The organism is Streptomyces sp. NPDC001750, assembly GCF_042892615.1.
GTDB lineage: Bacteria > Actinomycetota > Actinomycetes > Streptomycetales > Streptomycetaceae > Streptomyces.
The window spans coordinates 208,014-224,875 of record NZ_JBIAUE010000012.1 but is presented as its reverse complement, the minus strand read 5'-3'; the positions used below and the strand labels follow the sequence as shown (position 1 = coordinate 224,875).

Here is a 16,862-nt window from a genome sequence, read left to right as displayed (position 1 = left end):
CGGCGGTCCCGCCGTACCGAGGGCCGCGGCGCGCCCGCCGGGGGCCGGCTCAGGTGCTTCGCGCGCGCCTCCGGCGGATCCGCAGCCGGATCCCCGCGGTCCCGGCGGCGACGACCGCCAGCAGGATCCCTGCCATCAGCCAGGGCAGCGCTATGTACGGGACGGAGGCGGACTCGCGGGTGCCTCGGGCGCTCGCGGTCAGCTCGATCTCGCCCCATTCCAGCTGGGGCGCGTCGGCCCACCGCTCGGTCAGCCGGACCCGCTGGCGGGGCAGCAGTTCGGACGGGATCCGCTTCAGGTCGCGGGCGAGGAGGGTGCGGCCGAAGAGTCCCTCGGCCCGGAGGACGACCTTCGGGTCGAGGGTGACGTTGCCCCGGTTGTGGAGGGTGTACGAGATGACGGCGCTGCTCCGGCCGGTGCCCGGGACCAGCGGCCGGGTGTGCTCGACCTCGATGTCGTCCACGGAGAGCGCGGGCAGCGTCGGCCCGTTCACCCGCAGGTGGATCCGGGCGCCGACAGCTTGCCGGATGCCGACGGCGACCGCTCCCCCCGCGGCGGGTTCGACGCGGTCGTCGAGGGCGACGAGGGCCCCGGGGTGGTCCCCCGGCTCGGCGTCGCGGGGAACGGTGATGGTGACCGGCACACCGACCGACCCGTGCGGGGGCACGGTGACCAGGTCGCGGCCGGGTCTCGCCCAGGCGCCGACCGAACGCTGCCGCTCGTCCCGCGAGCGGACGGCGAATCCGCCGTCGCGGGCGGTGTTGTAGGCGTCGGCGGCGTACAGCCGGAAGGTTCGCGGCCGGTCCGTCTTGTTGGCGACGGTGACCGTGTCGTGGAGAGTGGCCCCGGGGTCGGCGGAGAGGTAGAAGTACGGGCGCCTGCCGCTCTGCGCGGCGGCCGGGTAGACCGACCAGCTGCCGTTGTCCGCGGCGTGGGCGGCGGGGACGCCGGCGAGCAGGAGGGCGCCGGCCAGGAGGGGGACGTACAGCTTGCGCACGGTGCGGAGCCTCCGGATCGGTCGGGGGCGGGTGTCGGGGCGGTGGGTGCCGGACCGGTCGGGGACCGGCTCACCGGGCAGGGGGCGGCCGGGGCCGGTGGGCCCGGGCGGGTGCGCGCCCCGGGTCCACCGGCCGGGCCCTCTCAGGTGAGGGTGAGGGTGAGGACGCCGGAGTACGCGCCGGGTGCGGTGTACGCCGGTACGTCCAGGGCGAGCCGCGCGTCGACGGTGAACTCGCCGCCGGTGGCCGTCCCGTTCGGCGTGGACGCGAGGGTGGCGCCCGCGCCACCGACCGGTCCCGCCGAACCGGCCGCGCAGGTGCTGGGGCTGCCGGGCTTCGTCGCGCAGGCCGGGGTCCAGCGCAGCGCGGACGCGCCGATGGCCGCGCCGCCGGGGCCGGTGAAGTCGGTGACCTTTCCGGTCAGGGACCAGCCGGCGGGCCCGCCGCGGTAGTCCTCGACCGTCACCGTGCGCAGGGAGCCCCGGGCCGCGCCGCCGCGCCCGAAGTCGACCGCCGACAGGTCGACGGTGTCCCCGTCCTGGACCATGGACAGGGTGCCCGCCCTGACGGAGGTGGTGAGCCGCTGGCTGCCGTCCGGGACCTCGCCGCCCCCGGTGACGGTGTACGCCTGCGGGCCCGCACCTCTGGCCGCGTCCCAGGCATCGCCTTCGTAGGCGACGATCCCGGTGGTCGCCGGGTCGTCGACGGTGATCCGGCCGCTGAAGCCGCCGGTGGCGTCCGCCGTGACGGTGGCGGTGTCGGCGGTCTGGCGGTCGCCCGCCCGGCCCGCGAGCGTGACGGCCGCGCCCGGGGTGAACTTCGCCCCGGTCACGGTGACCGCGTGGCCCGCCGCGCCGGACCCGGCACCGAGCCGGATGGAGCGCTCGTTGACCTGTCCGCCACCGTCCGTCGCGATGATCGTCTCGGAGACGGGGGCGGGCGGATCCGTCACCGTGCACGGGGTGTCCAGCTCCATGATGTAGCTGGTGTGGATGTTGTAGTCGCCGGGGGACAGGGTGATCCGGCCGGGCGCGGTGACCGTGAAGGTGCCGGTCATCGAGAACGACGGGAAGGCGCCCTTGCCGGGCACCGGCGCGTTCTTCTTCGGCCCCGTGACGGTGACGCTCGCGCTCTGGGCTCCGCCGACGGCGACCCGGCCGGTGGGCGTCATGATGTCGGCGGGCAGCGGCAGGTCGACCGGGTTGCCCGCGGCCGGCTGGACGACGGTGTACGTGACCGTGACCGTGTCGCCCACCTCCGGCACGGCGTTGTCGACGGTGATCTCGGCCTTCGTCGTCCCGTCGATCGGCGGGATGCCCGCGATGTCCGGCGGGATGCAGTGGGTGGGGAAGTCGACCGGCACGGAGGCCGTCACCGTGGCCTGCGCGGGCGTCGCGAGCCCGCCTCCCCCGGCGACGACGAGCGCGCCGACGCCCAGCGCGGCGGCCAGGCGGCGTCCGCGGCCGGAGCGTCTGCGAACGGCGGATCTTCGGATGGTCGGATGCGTGATCGGACGCATGGGCCCCCTCCTGCGGGACGCGGCGCAGCGGCTCCTCCGCGCCGACGGGGGCTCATTGACGGCTCCGGCCGAGAAGAAGTCAAGGGCGACGGAACCCCTCGACTGATGGGCCATCAGATACTGTCGAGGTCCCTGCCCCGCAGCGACCTCGACCGGCCCCGGCGTCAGCCCGCCGTCACGCTGACCCGCAGTGTGCCGTCGGGTCCGGCGAGCAGTACCGGGGTCTCCGGGCCGCCCAGGTCCCGCACCGCGGCCCGGTCCTCGTCCGACGGGGTCTCGGCCTCGGAGACGACCGCCGCCGCCTCCAGCGAGGTGGCGCCGCTGGCCACGGCCATGGCCACGGCGGTCCGGAGCGCGCTGAGCCTCAGCGACTCCAGCCGTACGGTGCCCGCGACGTATGTGCGCCCGGTCTCGTCCCGGACGGCCGCGCCCTCCGGCACGCCGTTGCGGGCGCGGGCGCTGCGCGCCAGCGTGACGATCTTGCGGTCCTCGGGGCCGAGTTCGGTGCTCTCAGTCATGTGCCGAGCATACGAGCCCCGCCGCACGCCCCTCCCCCGCGATCTCCGGTGCTGCGCGACCGGAAGGGTCTGCCGGGAAGCTCGCGGCGTCCGGTGCGGTGCAGCGCGAGGCGGAGAAGTGCCCGCATGCCGGCGCATGCGGGCCTTCCGACGACGCGGCGAGGTGCCGCGGCCGTCGTCGTGCGCCCGCCAGAAAACGGCGGACGGCCCTCAGGCCCGGTCCAGCCGCAGCCGCTGGGTCCTGGGCAGCCCCGCCACCACCAGGTCGTAGGAGTCCTCGATCAGTTCGCGGAGCAGCCGGTCCGGCACCCCGGAGACCGTCACGGTGTTCCAGTGGCGCTTGTTCATGTGCCAGCCCGGCACCACCGCCTCGTACTCCTCCCGCAGCCGCACCGCGTCGTCGGGGTCGCACTTGAGGTTCACCGTCAGCGGGTGCGCGTCCAGCGTGCTGAGCGCGAACATCTTGCCGAGCACCTTGAAGACGGAGATCTCCGGGCCGAAGGGGAACTCCTCCGCGCTCGCGTTGAACTCCAGGCAGAAATCCCTCAGCTGCTGCGGAGTCACTCCTCTTCCTCCCCCTCCGGATCCACGGGCTCCACCAGCACCGTGACGATCTTGTTGCGGCGGCCCGCCGTGGACTCGGCGGTCAGCCGGATCCGCCGCCCGTCGGGCAGGTCGACCACCGCGGAGGCACCGGCGATCGGTACCCGCCCGAGCGCCTTGGCCAGCAGTCCGCCGACCGTCTCCACGTCCTCGTCGTCGTACTCGCCGAGGTCGAACAGCTCCCCCAGGTCGCCGATGTCGAGGCGGGCGGTCACCCGGTAGCAGCCGTTCTCCAGCTCCTGGACGGGCGGGAGTTCCCGGTCGTACTCGTCGGTGATCTCGCCGACGATCTCCTCCAGGATGTCCTCGATGGTGACGATGCCCGCCGTGCCGCCGTACTCGTCGATCACGACGGCGACGTGGCTGCGCTCCTGCTGCATCTCGCGCAGCAGGTCACCGGCGTTCTTCGTGTCGGGCACGAACGCCGCCGGGCGCATCGCCGTGGAGACGAGGTCGGCCTCCGACTCGCGGTTGATGTGGGTCTTGCGGACCAGGTCCTTGAGGTAGACGATGCCGACGATGTCGTCCTCGTTCTCCCCGGTGACGGGGATGCGGGAGAAGCCGGAGCGCAGGGCCAGGGTCAGCGCCTGCCGGATCGTCTTGTAGCGCTCGATGCAGACCAGGTCGGTGCGCGGCACCATGACCTCGCGCACGAGCGTGTCGCCGAGTTCGAAGACGGAGTGCACCATGCGGCGCTCCTCGTCCTCGATCAGCGACTCCGCCTCGGCGAGGTCGACCATCGCCCGCAGTTCGGCCTCGCTGGCGAACGGTCCCTTGCGAAACCCCTTGCCCGGGGTCAGGGCGTTCCCGATGAGGATCAGCAGTTGCGGGATCGGGCCCATCACCCTGGCCAGCGGCAGCAGCACGTACGCGGCGGCCGTGGCGGTGTTCAGCGGGTGCTGGCGGCCGATGGTGCGCGGCGAGACGCCGATGGCGACGTAGGAGACGAGGACCATCACGGCCATGGCGACGGCCAGCGCCTCCCAGGTCCTCGGGAACTCCTGAAGACAGGCGTACGTGACGAGGACGGCGGCCGACATCTCGCAGGCGACCCGCACCAGCAGGGCGACGTTGAGGTAGCGGGTCGGGTCCGCCGCGACCTGCTCCAGCTTCTGGCCGCCGCGCCGCCCGGAACGGACCGCCTCGGCGGCCCGGAAGCTGGACACGCGGGCGATGCCCGCCTCCGCGCAGGCCGCCAGCCAGCCGACGACGACCAGCAGGACGGCGCCCAGGACGAGGGGAACGCTCACGAGACCGTGGGGGCGGGCGAAGGACCGGTGAGACCCCGCTCGGCGCGCCAGCCGTCGACGATCGCGGCCTGCAGGCCGAACATCTCGGCCTTCTCGTCCGGCTCCTCGTGGTCGTACCCGAGGAGGTGCAGCACTCCGTGGACGGTGAGCAGCTGGAGCTCCTCGTCCATGGAGTGCCGGGTCTCCGCCTCCTCGCCCTGCTTCTTCGCGACCTCGGGGCAGAGCACGATGTCGCCGAGGAGCCCCTGCGGTGGCTCCTCGGTGTCCTTGGTCGGCGGGCGCAGTTCGTCCATCGGGAAGGACATGACGTCCGTCGGGCCCGGCAGGTCCATCCACTGGATGTGGAGCTGCTCCATGGCGTCGGAGTCCACCACGATCACCGAGAGTTCGGAGAGGGGGTGGATCCGCATCCGCGCGAGCGCGTAGCGGGCGATGTCGAGGATCGCCCGCTCGTCGACCTCGGTTCCGGACTCGTTGTTGACGTCGATCGACATGGCGTGCTGCGACTACTTCCCGTGGTGGCTGTTTCGGCTGTCGTACTTCTCGTACGCGTCGACGATACGGCCGACGAGCCTGTGCCGGACCACGTCGTGGGAGGTGAGCCAGGAGAAATGCACGTCCTCGACGCCTTCCAGGATGTCCTGGACCTGGCGCAGACCGCTCTTGGTCCCGTTCGGCAGGTCGACCTGGGTGACGTCACCGGTGATGACGATCTTCGAGTCGAAACCGAGGCGGGTGAGGAACATCTTCATCTGCTCGGGATTGGTGTTCTGGGCCTCGTCGAGAATGATGAAGGCGTCGTTGAGCGTCCGGCCGCGCATATAGGCCAGCGGCGCGACCTCGATCGTGCCCGCAGCCATGAGCCGGGGGATCGAGTCGGGGTCGAGCATGTCGTGCAGCGCGTCGTACAGCGGGCGCAGATAGGGGTCGATCTTCTCGTAGAGGGTGCCCGGCAGGAAACCGAGGCGTTCACCCGCCTCGACCGCGGGCCGGGTCAGGATGATCCGGTTGACCTGCTTGGACTGGAGTGCCTGGACCGCCTTCGCCATGGCGAGGTAGGTCTTTCCGGTGCCCGCCGGGCCGATGCCGAAGACGACCGTGTGCTTGTCGATGGCGTCGACGTACCGCTTCTGGTTGAGCGTCTTGGGGCGGATCGTGCGACCGCGGCTGGAAAGGATGTTCTGGGTGAGCACCTCCGCCGGCGTCTCCTCCCCCTCGCCGCTCTCGCTCGCCCTGAGCATGGCGATCGAGCGTTCCACTGCGTCCTCCGTCATCGGCTGACCGGTGCGGAGCACCAGCATCATTTCGTTGAACAGGCGCTGGATGAGGGCGACTTCCGTCGCGTCTCCGGCGGCGCTGACCTCATTGCCCCGGACGTGGATGTCGGCCGCGGGGAAGGCTTTCTCGATCACGCGCAACAGGGAGTCGCCGGAGCCCAGTACGGTCACCATCGGGTGCTTGGCCGGGACGGTGAACTGGGCTCGCGCCTGCCCGGGCGCGGGGGTCTGAGCTATGGGTGTCTGCGTCATGGGCCGGCCCTGTGGCCTGCACATACCTCCCGTTGCAGGGTTCTCGCCGATCGACAACCTCTGGGTTACCAAGCCTACGACTCGGCACGGGCAACACCGAGAGCTTTTTCGTACCCGCCACGAACACGTGTGCCGCCGATCACGCCGGGTGGCGGAAGCCGATCGTCGGCACGGCCCGGCGCAGCGGCCACGGCCGGGCGGTGGCGGGCAGCAGGTCCTCCAGGAACGCGTACCGCCGCAGCGCCGCCGGGTCCTGGTCGCGGAAGGTGCGCACCCGCTGCCACCAGGCGGCGATCTCGTCCCAGTCCGGGGCCGACAGCGACCCGCCGAACTCCTGCACCGAGAGCGCGGCGGTCAGTCCGGCGAAGGCCAGCCGGTCGGCCAGCGGCCAGTCCGCCAGGGTGCCGGTGACGAATCCGGCGACGAAGACGTCACCGGCGCCGGTCGGGTCCAGGGCCTCGACCTCGATGGCGGGCACCTCGGCGCTCGCCCCGGTCGCCGCGTCCACCGCGTACGCGCCCTCCGCGCCGAGGGTGACCACGGCGAGCGGCACCCGCTCGGCCAGGGCGTGGGCGGCAGCGCGGGGGCAGTCGGTGCGGGTGTAGCGCATGGCCTCCTCGGCGTTGGGCAGGAACGCCTGGCAGTGCTCCAGGTCGACGAGGGCGTCCAGGTCCCAGCGGCCGGTCTCGTCCCAGCCGATGTCGGCGAAGATCCTGGCCCCGTTGCGGGCCGCGGCGGCGACCCACGGCTCGCCGCGTCCGGGGGTGAGCGAGGCGATGGCGGCACGGGCCCGGGGCGGGCAGCACGGGAACGTGGTTCCCGTGTCGGGCGGCACGGCGGCGACGGCTCCGGCGGGGCCGGGAGCGCCCGCCGGCCCCCCGGCCCGGGAAGCGCCCGGGACGAACGCGGGGGGCGGGGCCTCGTGGCCGTGCGAGACCATCGTGCGCTCGCCCTCGTACGCCATAGACACGGTCACCGGCGAGTGCCAGCCGGGAACGGTGTGCGACATGGACAGGTCGATGCCCTCGCCGTGCTCCAGGGCGTCCCAGCAGTACTCCCCGTAGTGGTCGTCGCCGAACGCCGCGGCCAGGGAGGTGTGCAGGCCCAGCCGGGCCAGCGCGGTGGCCATATTGGCGACCCCGCCGGGGCTGGAGCCCATGCCGCGCGCCCAGGACTCGGTGCCGCGCACCGGGGCGCTGTCCAGGCCGGTGAAGATGATGTCGAGGAAGACCGTGCCGGTGAGGAAGACGTCGCAGTCGGGGTCCTGCGGGGCACGCAGCCCGTCCAGCGGGTCGATCCCGTCCGACGGGGCGGTCCCGCCGCGCGGGGCGGCCTCGTCCAGCGGGGCGATATCCGGATTGTCCGCGCTCACCTTGCACTCCCCGGTCGTGGCAGATCTGGCCAGTCTGCCCGATCCCGGCCATCAAGCGGAGGGGTCCGCGCCACTTCTCCCCCGGAGACCGCACCACCACCAGGGCCCCGACCTGCGAAAATATCGGCGCCTACCCGGCCAACCGAAACGCAAACCAATTTGTGACTCGGATCACATCTAGGCGACTTCCTGGGAGCCGGACCCAGTTGATACAAATTGGGCCGCGAGCCCGGTTGGCGACTCTTGCCGACGCGTGCCCCTTATCTCCCCCGCACCACCATCCCCCCTGTCTCCCTGCCGTCCTCGGCATGCCCTCGTGTCCTCAGGAACGCCCATGTCCCCGCGCCCGCGCGCCGCGTGGCCCCTGGTCGCCGTCTTCACCGCCGGCTACCTCGCCGCCTACCTGCTCCCCACCGTCGTCGGGCGGCTCTCCGTCCATCTGGGCCTGGGCCCGGCCCGAGCCGGTCTGGTGGGCAGCGCCCTGCTGCTGAGTTCGGCGGTCGCCGGATTCACCCTGGCGGGCCGGGTCGAGTCGCTCGGCCCGCGCAGGGCCGCCCGGACCGGGCTGGTGCTCGCCGCGGCGGGATACGGCTGCGCGGCGCTGGCGGGCTCCGTGCCGCTGGTGGTCGCCGGTGCGATGGTCGGCGGACTCGGTTCCGGTACGGCGACCGCGGTGGCCGCGGCGGGCATCGCCGCACGGCAGGACCCGCACCGGACCTCGTCGCTCGGTCTGTTGAGCGTCTCCGCGACGGCCGGCGCCCTCTATCTGACGATCCCGCACCTCGGCGGCGGCCACCGGCTGCCGTTCGCGTCGATCGCCCTGGTCGCACTGCTCGTCTGGCCCGCCACCGCCCGGCTCGGCGGAGCCACGCGGGGCGGGACCACCGCCCCGGTCGCCCGTCGGCTGCCGCACCGCCGCTCCGGGCTGGTGCTGGCGGGCGGCATGCTCGTCTGGTCCATGGCGCAGAACGCGCTGTGGGGCGTCAGCGGCCGGATCGGCACGGTGCAGGTCGGGCTCTCCGAGGTCACCGTCGGGGCGGTGTTCGCCGCCGCGCTCGGTGCTGGCCTGCTCGGGGTGACGGGCGCCGGGGTGCTGGGGGGCCGGCTCGGCCGGGCGGTGCCGGTCGGCCTGGGCACGGTGGTCATCGCGGCGAGCATCGTGCTCAGCTCGTCGGCCGGGGACCTCGGCTCGTTCGCGACCGGCGAGATCCTGTGGAACACCGTCTACCCGGTGGTCCTGTCGTACCTGATCGGTCTGGCCGCGTCCCTGGACGTGCGCGGCCGGTGGGCGGTCCTCGCGGGCTCCGCCTCGTCCGTCGGCGTGGCCTGCGGGCCGGTGCTCGGCAGCGTGCTGTCCGAGCAGGCCGGGTATCCGGTCATGGGCCTGCTGCTCGGCTCCCTCACGCTCCTGGTCGCCGTCCCCTTCACGGCCGTCGCCCTGCACACCGGCGGCCGGCCGCTGCTGCCGGGCGCGGTGCGCCGCAGGGGCGGTGCCCCGGCCGCGCTGCTCGCCGCCAGCAGCGGCGCGGTGCCCGGCCCGGTGCCCGAACTGGGCGCGCCGGAACAGGCCGTCGCGGAGATCAGCCCGCCCGCGCTGCGCGGCGGCCGTCCGGACCGGGACGCGTTCCGGACGGCCGGCCCGTCGGCCGGGGCCGCTCAGAGTCTGTCGGGCAATCCCTGACCGGGCCGCCACGCCCTGGCGCGCACGCCTCCGGCGCTGCCGAAATGCCCTGTCGGCTCTGCCACGAGCGCGTCCCGTCGCCTTGGCATCGCACGCACCGTGCCGTACCGGATTTCTGATCAACGGTCATCCGACAGGCTCTCAGTCGAACGTGTACGCCTCGACCTCGGCCAGGTAGCGGGCCCTGCGCTCCTCGTCGTGGTCGAGGAAGGCGGCCTCGAAGGAGTTGCGGGCCAGGGTGCGCAGCTGCTCGCGGTCCAGGCCGAGGGCCTCGTGGACGGCGTGTAAGGTGTCGGCGACATAGCCGCCGAAGTAGGCCGGGTCGTCCGAGTTCACCGTGCAGAGCAGCCCGGCGGCCATCATCTCCCGCAGCGGGTGCCGCTCCAGGGTGTCGATGGCGCGCAGCCGCACGTTGGACAGCGGGCAGAGGGTGAGCGGAACCCGCTCCGCGACCAGCCGCTCCACCAGCTCCGGGTCCTCCATGCAGCGCAGTCCGTGGTCGATGCGCTCGACGCCGAGGACGTCCAGGCTCTCCCGGATGTACGCGGCGGGGCCCTCCTCGCCCGCGTGGGCGACCTTGCGCAGCCCGAGCGCCCCGGCCGCCTCGTACACCTCGCGGAACTTGACGGGCGGGTGCCCGACCTCCGCCGAGTCGAGGCCGACGGCGCTGATCCGGTGCAGATACGGCTTCGCGGACTCCAGGGTCTCCATGGCCGACTCGGCGGACTGGTCGCGCAGGAAGCACATGATCAGCTGGGTGGAGATGCCGTGCCTCTGCTCGCTGCGCTCCAGCGCCCGGCCGAGCCCCTCGACGACGGTGCCGATCGGAACACCGCGGGCGGTGTGCGCCTGCGGGTCGAAGAAGATCTCCGCGTGCCGGACGCCCTGGGCGGCGGCGCGGGCGAGATAGGCGTCGGCAAGTTCCTCGAAGTCCCGCTCGGTCCGGAGCACCGCCATCAGCGCGTAGTACAGGTCGAGGAAGCTCTGCAGGTCCTCGAAGCGGTAGGCGGTGCGGAGCTCCTCGGTGTCCGCGTAGGGCAGCCGCACGCCGTTGCGCTCGGCGAGCGCGAAGGCCAGCTCGGGTTCGAGGGTCCCCTCGATGTGGAGGTGGAGTTCGGCCTTGGGGAGACGGTGCACGGGATTCTCGCTCACAGGGGCTGGTGCTCGTGGGGCCGCGGCTGCCGGTTCACGGCAGGCGGTGCCGGGTCACCACCAGGCTATCGACCTGGGGCGACGGGGCGCGGATCAGGGAGCGCCCCCGGTCGCCCGGGTCCGCCGGGTCACGAAGCGGCCGACGGGTGGTGCCGGGTGGGCACGGGGATCCGGTCGAGGTCGCGGGCGATGGTCAGCCCGCCCTCGAACCCCGCGGCGCGGGCCTGGGCCTCGAAGACGGCCGGGTCGTCGTACCGCTGGGAGAAGTGGGTCAGCACGAGGTGCCGCACGCCCGCGTCCCGGGCGATCCGGGCGGCCTGTCCGGCGGTCAGATGCCCGTGGTCGGCGGCGAGCCGCTCGTCCTCGTCGAGGAAGGTCGACTCGATGACCAGCAGGTCGCACCCCTCGGCGAGGACGTGGACGCCGTCGCAGAGCCGGGTGTCCATGATGAACGCGAACCGCTGGCCGGGCCGGTGCTCGGAGACGTCGTCGAGCGTGACGCCGCCGAGGGCGCCCTCGCGCTGGATCCGTCCGATGTCGGGTCCCTCGATGCCGTGCGCGGCGAGCCGGTCGGGCAGCATGCGGCGCCCGTCGGGTTCGACGAGCCGGTAGCCGTACGACTCGACGGGGTGCGAGAGGCGGTGGGCGCTGAGCGTGTACGCGTCCGTGACGGCGAGCACGCCGTCGGTGGCGACCGGCGCCTCGGTCAGTTCGACGGACTCGCGGTAGGCGGTGGCGTACCGCAGCCGTTCGAAGAAGCGCCGGCCGCTCTCCGGGTAGTGCGCGGTGACCGGGTGCGGCACCTGGTCGAGGTTGATCCGCTGGATCACCCCGGCCAGGCCGAGCGAGTGGTCGCCGTGGAAGTGCGTCACGCAGATCCGGTCGATGTCGTGCGCGGCGACACCGGCGCGCAGCATCTGGCGCTGGGTGCCCTCACCGGGGTCGAAGAGGATGCCCTCGCCGTCCCAGCGCAACAGATAGCCGTTGTGGTTGCGGTGTCGGGTCGGGACCTGGCTGGCGGTGCCGAGGACCACGAATTCGCGTACGGACATGGTGTGTTCTCGCTCGTTCCCGTGTTTCCCGGTGCCGGGAGCGTCAGCCGGGAGGCCACTGCATGCCGCGGCCGCCCAGGATGTGGGCATGCGCGTGGAACACGGTCTGTCCGGCGCCGGAGCCGGTGTTGAAGACGACCCGGTACCCGGTCTCCACGAGCTTCTCGTCCGCGGCGACGTTCCCCGCCTCGCGGAGTATGTCGGCGGCGACCTCCGGCGCGGCGGCGGCGAGCGACGCGGCGTCCGGGTGGTGGAGACGCGGGATGACGAGGACGTGGGTGGGGGCCTGCGGGTTTATGTCCCGGAAGGCCACGGTGGTCTCGGTCTCCCGGACGATGGTCGCCGGGACGTCACCCGAAACGATCTTGCAGAACAGGCAGTCGGGCTGCGGTTCTCCCGCCATGGGCTCGGCTCCTCGGTCGGTGCTGGTCGCTGTGGGGTGGTGATCGTTGTACGGCATGGTATCCGGGCGGCCGCCACCGCCCGCGAGCCCGGGTGGGCGCACGGGAGGTCGCCGCCCGGAACGGGTCGGCGCGACCAGGCGGTCCGGGCCGGAGCTGCGGTCCGGACCGCCCGGGGAGGCGCTGGGGCGCGTTTCGAAAGTCCCGTCCGGCCCGCGACGCCTGGCACGGCGCCTCGCCGCGTCGTCGGGACCGTCCACGTACACCCCGTACGAGGACGACCCTCCGCCTCGCGACGCACCGCGCCGGACGCCGCGGGCCCCGCCCTTCGGGCGGACGACGCCACTTTCGCAACGCGCCCTACGCCCCCGGCCGCTGCGGCGCGCGCTTGGCCGGGGTCTCGGCCAGCGACGCCAGCGCGATCCTGATCGCCTCGTCCAGCTGCGGGTCGCGCCCCGCCGCGTGGTCCTGCGGGGCCATCACGACCTCGACGTCGGGGTCGACCCCGTGGTTCTCCACGCCCCAGCCGTGGGTCTCGAACCAGAACGCGTACTTGGGCTGGGTGACCAATGTCCCGTCGACGAGGGAGTAGCGGCTGTCGATGCCGACCACACCGCCCCAGGTACGGGTGCCCACCACCGGACCGATGCCCAGTGCCTTGATCGCGGCGTTCACGATGTCGCCGTCCGATCCGGAGAACTCGTCGGCGACGGCGACCACCGGGCCGCGCGGCGCGTCCTGCGGGTAGCTGGTGGGCCGCATGCCGCGCGGCACGTCCCAGCCGACGATGCGCCGGCCGAGCTTCTCCACGACCAGCTGCGAGGTGTGGCCGCCGCGGTTCTCCCGGACGTCCACGACCAGGCCCTCGCGGGCCACCTCGACGCGCAGGTCGCGGTGGAGCTGCGCCCAGCCGGAGCCGACCATGTCGGGGACGTGGAGGTAGCCCAGGCGTCCGCCGGACCGCTCGTGGACATACGCCCGGCGGTCGGCGACCCAGGCGTGGTAGCGCAGCGCCTCCTCGTCGGCGACGGGAACGACGACGACATGGCGCGGGTCGCCGCCGTCCACGGGCGAGACGGTCAGTTCGACCGGCTTTCCGGCCGAGCCGGTGAGCAGCGGCCCGGGTCCGGCGACCGGGTCGACGGGATGTCCGTCGACGGCCAGGATCGTGTCCCCGACGCGCGCCGCCACCCCCGGTGCCGCGAGCGGCGAGCGGGCTTCGGGGTCGGAGGTCTCGGACGGCAGGATGCGGTCGATGCGCCAGGCGCCCTCGTCCGTACGGGAGATGTCCGCGCCGAGCAGTCCCTGGCGGGCGTTCTCGTCGCGCCACCAGGCCGGGGGCCGCACATAGGCGTGCGAGGTACCGAGTTCGCCCTGCACCTCCCACAGCAGGTCGATCAGATCGTCATGGGTGGCGACGCGGTCCAGCACCGGGCGGTAGCGGTCCAGGACCGCGTCCCAGTCGACGCCGCCCATGTCGGGGCGCCAGAAGTTGTCCCGCATGACGCGCCCGGCCTCGTCGTACATCTGGCGCCATTCGGCGGCCGGGTCGAGGGTGCGGCGGATCCTGGTGAGGTCGACGGTGACGCTCGTGTCGCCGTCGTGGTCGTCGTCCCCGGCCGGGACCCGGCTGTCGGAGGGTACGACGCGCAGCTTGCCCCGGGTGTGCAGGACCAGGCGCCTGCCGTCGCCGCTGACCGCGAAGGCGCCGACGTCGGAGGCGAGTTCCTCGCAGCGCAGCTTCTCCAGGTCGTACCGCTCCAGGACGGTCTCGGGCTCGCGGGAGTCGGGGGTGGCGCCGCTGGTGCCGAGCACCCCGGTCACCGGGTGGCACAGCCACAGCAGCCCGTCCTTCGCGGCGCGCAGCGCGGAGTACCTGGCGGCCTCGACGGGCACCGGCACGATCCGGTCGGCGAGCCCTTCGAGGTCGATGCGGGTGACGGGCAGCGCGGTCGGGTTGTCCTCGCCGTCCCCGCCGCCCTTCTCCTTCTCGGTCGGGCGGCCGTGGCGCTGCGGCCCGAACGGGGAGGGCGTGGTGGCGGCGAGCGTCAGCAGGTGCGGGCGGCAGGCGCCGATGAACGCCAGGTCGAAGACGTGGGTGTCGTAGATCGGGTCGAAGGACCGCTCGGAGAGGAACGCGAGGTGCTTGCCGTCGGTGGTGAAAGCGGGGGCGAAGTCCCGGAAGCGCAGCGGGGTCGCCTCGGCCACTGACAGGTCGGCGAGGTGCGCCAGCTTGAGCTGGCGGAGCGGGTCGGGCCCGGGGTGCGACCAGGCGAGCCAGGCGGAGTCGGGCGAGAAGACCAGACCGGAGACGTCGCCGTGTTCGCTGCGGTCCACCTCGTGGACCTCGCCGCTCTCCCGCTCGACGAGCAGCACCCGCCCGTCGTGGGAGGCGACGGCGAACCTGCTGCCGTCCGGCGCCGCGGCGAGGCCGAGCACCCGGCCCAGGCGCCCCGCGGCGAGGCGGCGCGGCACGGCGCCCGGCGCGATGCCGGTGGCGGGGGCGCACTCCAGGGCGTCGTCGCCCTCGGCGTCGGTGACCCAGACGACGTGCTGGTCGCCGTCGGCCTGGAAGGTGTGGGGCAGCCTGGCACGTACGCCGGGTTCGACGGCGAGCGCGCGGACCGGGCCGTCGCGGTGGGTGACCCAGTGGACGGCGCCGCGCGTGGCGACCGCGCTGCCGCGGCCGGTGCGGTCCGGGGACGCGCTCTCCAGGTGGCCGCCCGCGTGCAGGGGGTGCGGCTGGAGGTCGGCGCGCTGGCCGCCGAGCCGGATGTCGAGGCGGCGGGGCTCGGCCCCGTCGAGGTCGTCGAGCAGCCACAGTTCACCGGCGGAGGCGTAGCAGACGCGGGTGCCGTCGGTGGTCGCGTGCCGGGCGTAGAAGCCCTCGATGCCGGTGTGGCGGCGCAGGTCGGAACCGTCGGGGAGGGAGGAGTAGACCGCGCCGACGCCCTCGTGGTCGGAGAGGAACGCGATACGTCCCCAAGCTCTCGACTCCGCTCGAGCAGGGGAGACCCCACTCCAAGCTCCCGACTCCGCTCGAGCAGGGGAGACCCCACTCCAAGCTCTCGACTCCGCTCGAGCAGGGGAGACCCCACCGCCCACCCACATCGGGGCTTCGATGTTGCCGTCGAGGTCCTCGTGGACGCGTATGAACTCCGCGGCCCCGTCGGCGGATTCCGGTCGCTCCTCGCGTTCTATCCACAACTTGCCCGCGGTGCCGCCCCGGTAGCGCTTCCACGCGGCGGCCTCGCGCCCCATGGTGGCCGAGAGCAGCAGGACCCGTCCGCCGGGGCCGTGCGCGACGGAGCCGACCGGCCCGTACGGCAGGGTCCGCGCGGGCCCGCCGTCGACCGGGACGGCCCTGGCCCAACTGCGTCTCAACGACGCCTGGTCGTACGCGCTGATGGCCAGTACGTCGCCCTCCGGCGTCCAGCCGCGTACGGAGGTGGTGGCGTCGCCCCAGTGGGTGAGCCGCCGGGACGGGCCGCCGTCGACGGGTGCGACGTGCACCTCGGGTGCTCCGTCCCGGGTGGACGTCCAGGCGACCCGTGTCCCGTCGGGGGATATCCGCGGGTGGGTGACGGGCCGATTGTCGGCGCTGACGCGCCAGGCCCGGCCGCCGTCCAGCGGTGCCAGCCAGACGTCGTCCTCGGCGGTGAAGGCGATCACATCGCCCTGGACATGGGGGTATCGGAGGTAGGCAGACTGCGTCACACCGATCACCCTAGGCCGCGGGCGTGCCCGGCGGTACCGGGTTGGCCGGAGTGCGTCGGGCCCCGCGGCGGCCCACCGCCCCGGTCACCGGGCCCTGTCGTCGAACCGCCGTCGTCCGGCCGGGGGCCGGGCCGTGCGGCGTCCGGTGCTTCCCCGGGTTCCCGGCTCCGCTCGAACAGGGGAGACTCCGTTGAGCGCGAGGCGTGGATCGTCCTCGTACCGGCCCCAGGAGGACGACTCCGACAGCACCGCGAGTGTGCCCGACAGGCGCCGCACGGCGGGCGGCAGTTCGACGACAGGGCCTGACGCCTGTTGCCGCACGGCCCGCAGGATCGCGCAGCACCTCGTGCGCAGGATCGTCATGCACGGTCGGTCGACAGGAAGCCGGACCGGAGCAGGCCCTCGGTGCGTCGGACCACGCGGGGAACCAGCGCCGGCCCCGTTCCGCAACAGGCTTCAGCCCCAGGGTGCACCGGTCACCGTGACCGTCACGGTCACCGCGGGCCGGGCGCCGCCCTGGCCGCTGTTCCCGGGCGGGTACACCGCACCGAACGTGGGTCTGGCGTCGCAGTCGCCGAGCACGTCCGTCCGGAACACGTCCCTGCCGTCGGCCCGCGCGGTCAGGTCGCCCCGCACGCACCGCCCGTCGAGGGCCTGGGTCACCTTGCCGCTGAGCGAGATGTCCTGTCCGCTCCCGGTCCTGCCGGTGCACTCGACGTGCCCGGTCCGGGGCAGGGAGGCGGCCGGCGAACCGTTCACCGTCCCGCCCCCGTCCAGGCGGTCGACACCGGCCGAACAGCTCAGCCAGCGCACGTCGACCCCGTTGCGCTGCAGGGCGCTGGTGCCGGTCCGGTCGGTGGTCACGGCGATGGAAGCGGAGTTCAGACCGCCCGCCGGATCACAGGCGACGAGCCCCGCGACCGCCGCGCCCGTGAGCGCGGACGCGGCCAGAAATCGACGGATTCCGCTACGACACCATGCCCTTGTTGTCCCCATACGGGCAGCTTCCCACCGTTCGATCGCGAGACGGTAGACGGCTCGCGGCCCCTTCGGGGTGGCACCGGCGCGCG

15 protein-coding genes are annotated in these 16,862 nt (G+C 73.4%); 1 reads left to right on the top strand and 14 read right to left on the bottom strand.

The window, feature by feature from the left end; genetic code table 11:
- Nucleotides 1–49: 49 nt before the first annotated feature.
- From ACFYY6_RS20425 to ACFYY6_RS20390, 8 genes are all read right to left on the bottom strand, one after another.
- Nucleotides 50–997, bottom strand: coding sequence for a WxL protein peptidoglycan domain-containing protein (locus tag ACFYY6_RS20425; RefSeq protein WP_389194486.1), 948 nt, complete (start codon nt 995–997; stop codon nt 50–52).
- 143 nt (nt 998–1,140) lie between these two features.
- The gene (locus ACFYY6_RS20420) at nt 1,141–2,517 is read right to left on the bottom strand and encodes a beta-xylosidase (RefSeq protein ID WP_386607324.1); all 1,377 of its coding nucleotides are present in this window, start codon (nt 2,515–2,517) and stop codon (nt 1,141–1,143) included.
- Nucleotides 2,518–2,681: 164 nt separating this feature from the next.
- A complete protein-coding gene (locus ACFYY6_RS20415; protein ID WP_351522015.1) occupies nt 2,682–3,035 on the bottom strand; it encodes a cytidine deaminase in 354 nt (117 codons plus the stop codon).
- Between the two features lie 210 nt (nt 3,036–3,245).
- On the bottom strand, nt 3,246–3,599 hold the full coding sequence (locus ACFYY6_RS20410; protein ID WP_389194483.1) for an MmcQ/YjbR family DNA-binding protein: 354 nt from the start codon (nt 3,597–3,599) through the stop codon (nt 3,246–3,248).
- Nucleotides 3,596–4,888 (bottom strand): hemolysin family protein, encoded by a 1,293-nt coding sequence (locus ACFYY6_RS20405; RefSeq protein WP_351629798.1) that lies wholly within the window; start codon nt 4,886–4,888, stop codon nt 3,596–3,598. The genes ACFYY6_RS20410 and ACFYY6_RS20405 overlap by 4 nt, the downstream gene beginning before the upstream one ends.
- Nucleotides 4,885–5,382 carry an rRNA maturation RNase YbeY gene (gene ybeY / locus ACFYY6_RS20400; protein ID WP_351522021.1) on the bottom strand — a complete coding sequence of 166 codons (498 nt, stop codon included), beginning with the start codon at nt 5,380–5,382 and terminating at the stop codon, nt 4,885–4,887. Before ybeY ends, ACFYY6_RS20405 begins: the two co-directional genes overlap by 4 nt.
- Nucleotides 5,383–5,394: 12 nt before the next feature.
- A complete protein-coding gene (locus ACFYY6_RS20395; RefSeq protein WP_351522023.1) occupies nt 5,395–6,417 on the bottom strand; it encodes a PhoH family protein in 1,023 nt (340 codons plus the stop codon).
- Nucleotides 6,418–6,556: 139 nt separating this feature from the next.
- The gene (locus ACFYY6_RS20390; RefSeq protein WP_351629837.1) at nt 6,557–7,759 is read right to left on the bottom strand and encodes a PfkB family carbohydrate kinase; all 1,203 of its coding nucleotides are present in this window, start codon (nt 7,757–7,759) and stop codon (nt 6,557–6,559) included.
- 364 nt (nt 7,760–8,123) lie between these two features.
- On the opposite strand from ACFYY6_RS20390, the gene ACFYY6_RS20385 reads away from it, so the two are divergent.
- Nucleotides 8,124–9,470, top strand: coding sequence for an MFS transporter (locus tag ACFYY6_RS20385; RefSeq protein ID WP_351629794.1), 1,347 nt, complete (start codon nt 8,124–8,126; stop codon nt 9,468–9,470).
- Between the two features lie 141 nt (nt 9,471–9,611).
- Here the strand turns inward: ACFYY6_RS20385 and ACFYY6_RS20380 are convergent, their stop codons facing one another.
- The 6 genes from ACFYY6_RS20380 to ACFYY6_RS20355 form a co-directional block, all read right to left on the bottom strand.
- The gene (locus tag ACFYY6_RS20380) at nt 9,612–10,622 is read right to left on the bottom strand and encodes an adenosine deaminase (protein WP_389194480.1); all 1,011 of its coding nucleotides are present in this window, start codon (nt 10,620–10,622) and stop codon (nt 9,612–9,614) included.
- 128 nt (nt 10,623–10,750) lie between these two features.
- Nucleotides 10,751–11,674, bottom strand: a complete 924-nt coding sequence (locus ACFYY6_RS20375) for a ribonuclease Z (RefSeq protein WP_351522029.1) — start codon at nt 11,672–11,674, stop codon at nt 10,751–10,753.
- 43 nt (nt 11,675–11,717) lie between these two features.
- Nucleotides 11,718–12,077, bottom strand: a complete 360-nt coding sequence (locus ACFYY6_RS20370) for a histidine triad nucleotide-binding protein (protein ID WP_073787482.1) — start codon at nt 12,075–12,077, stop codon at nt 11,718–11,720.
- A 358-nt stretch (nt 12,078–12,435) separates the two neighbouring features.
- Entirely contained in the window at nt 12,436–15,792 is a 3,357-nt protein-coding gene (locus ACFYY6_RS20365; RefSeq protein WP_389194477.1) for a S41 family peptidase, read from the bottom strand.
- A gap of 84 nt (nt 15,793–15,876) precedes the next feature.
- A complete protein-coding gene (locus ACFYY6_RS20360; RefSeq protein ID WP_351519872.1) occupies nt 15,877–16,155 on the bottom strand; it encodes a hypothetical protein in 279 nt (92 codons plus the stop codon).
- A 93-nt stretch (nt 16,156–16,248) separates the two neighbouring features.
- Complete coding sequence (locus ACFYY6_RS20355) at nt 16,249–16,788, bottom strand: hypothetical protein (protein ID WP_351519871.1); 540 nt, start codon at nt 16,786–16,788, stop codon at nt 16,249–16,251.
- Nucleotides 16,789–16,862: the final 74 nt, after the last annotated feature.

Bases quoted from the DNA above. Each gene is read 5' to 3' on its own strand.
- ACFYY6_RS20420 (WP_386607324.1), bottom strand. From the start codon at position 2,517: ATGCGTCCGATCACGCATCCGACCATCCGAAGATCCGCCGTTCGCAGA.
- ACFYY6_RS20415 (WP_351522015.1), bottom strand. From the start codon at position 3,035: ATGACTGAGAGCACCGAACTCGGCCCCGAGGACCGCAAGATCGTCACG.
- ybeY (WP_351522021.1), bottom strand. From the start codon at position 5,382: ATGTCGATCGACGTCAACAACGAGTCCGGAACCGAGGTCGACGAGCGG.
- ACFYY6_RS20395 (WP_351522023.1), bottom strand. From the start codon at position 6,417: ATGACGCAGACACCCATAGCTCAGACCCCCGCGCCCGGGCAGGCGCGA.
- ACFYY6_RS20385 (WP_351629794.1), top strand. From the start codon at position 8,124: ATGTCCCCGCGCCCGCGCGCCGCGTGGCCCCTGGTCGCCGTCTTCACC.
- ACFYY6_RS20375 (WP_351522029.1), bottom strand. From the start codon at position 11,674: ATGTCCGTACGCGAATTCGTGGTCCTCGGCACCGCCAGCCAGGTCCCG.
- ACFYY6_RS20370 (WP_073787482.1), bottom strand. From the start codon at position 12,077: ATGGCGGGAGAACCGCAGCCCGACTGCCTGTTCTGCAAGATCGTTTCG.
- ACFYY6_RS20360 (WP_351519872.1), bottom strand. From the start codon at position 16,155: ATGACGATCCTGCGCACGAGGTGCTGCGCGATCCTGCGGGCCGTGCGG.
- ACFYY6_RS20355 (WP_351519871.1), bottom strand. From the start codon at position 16,788: ATGGGGACAACAAGGGCATGGTGTCGTAGCGGAATCCGTCGATTTCTG.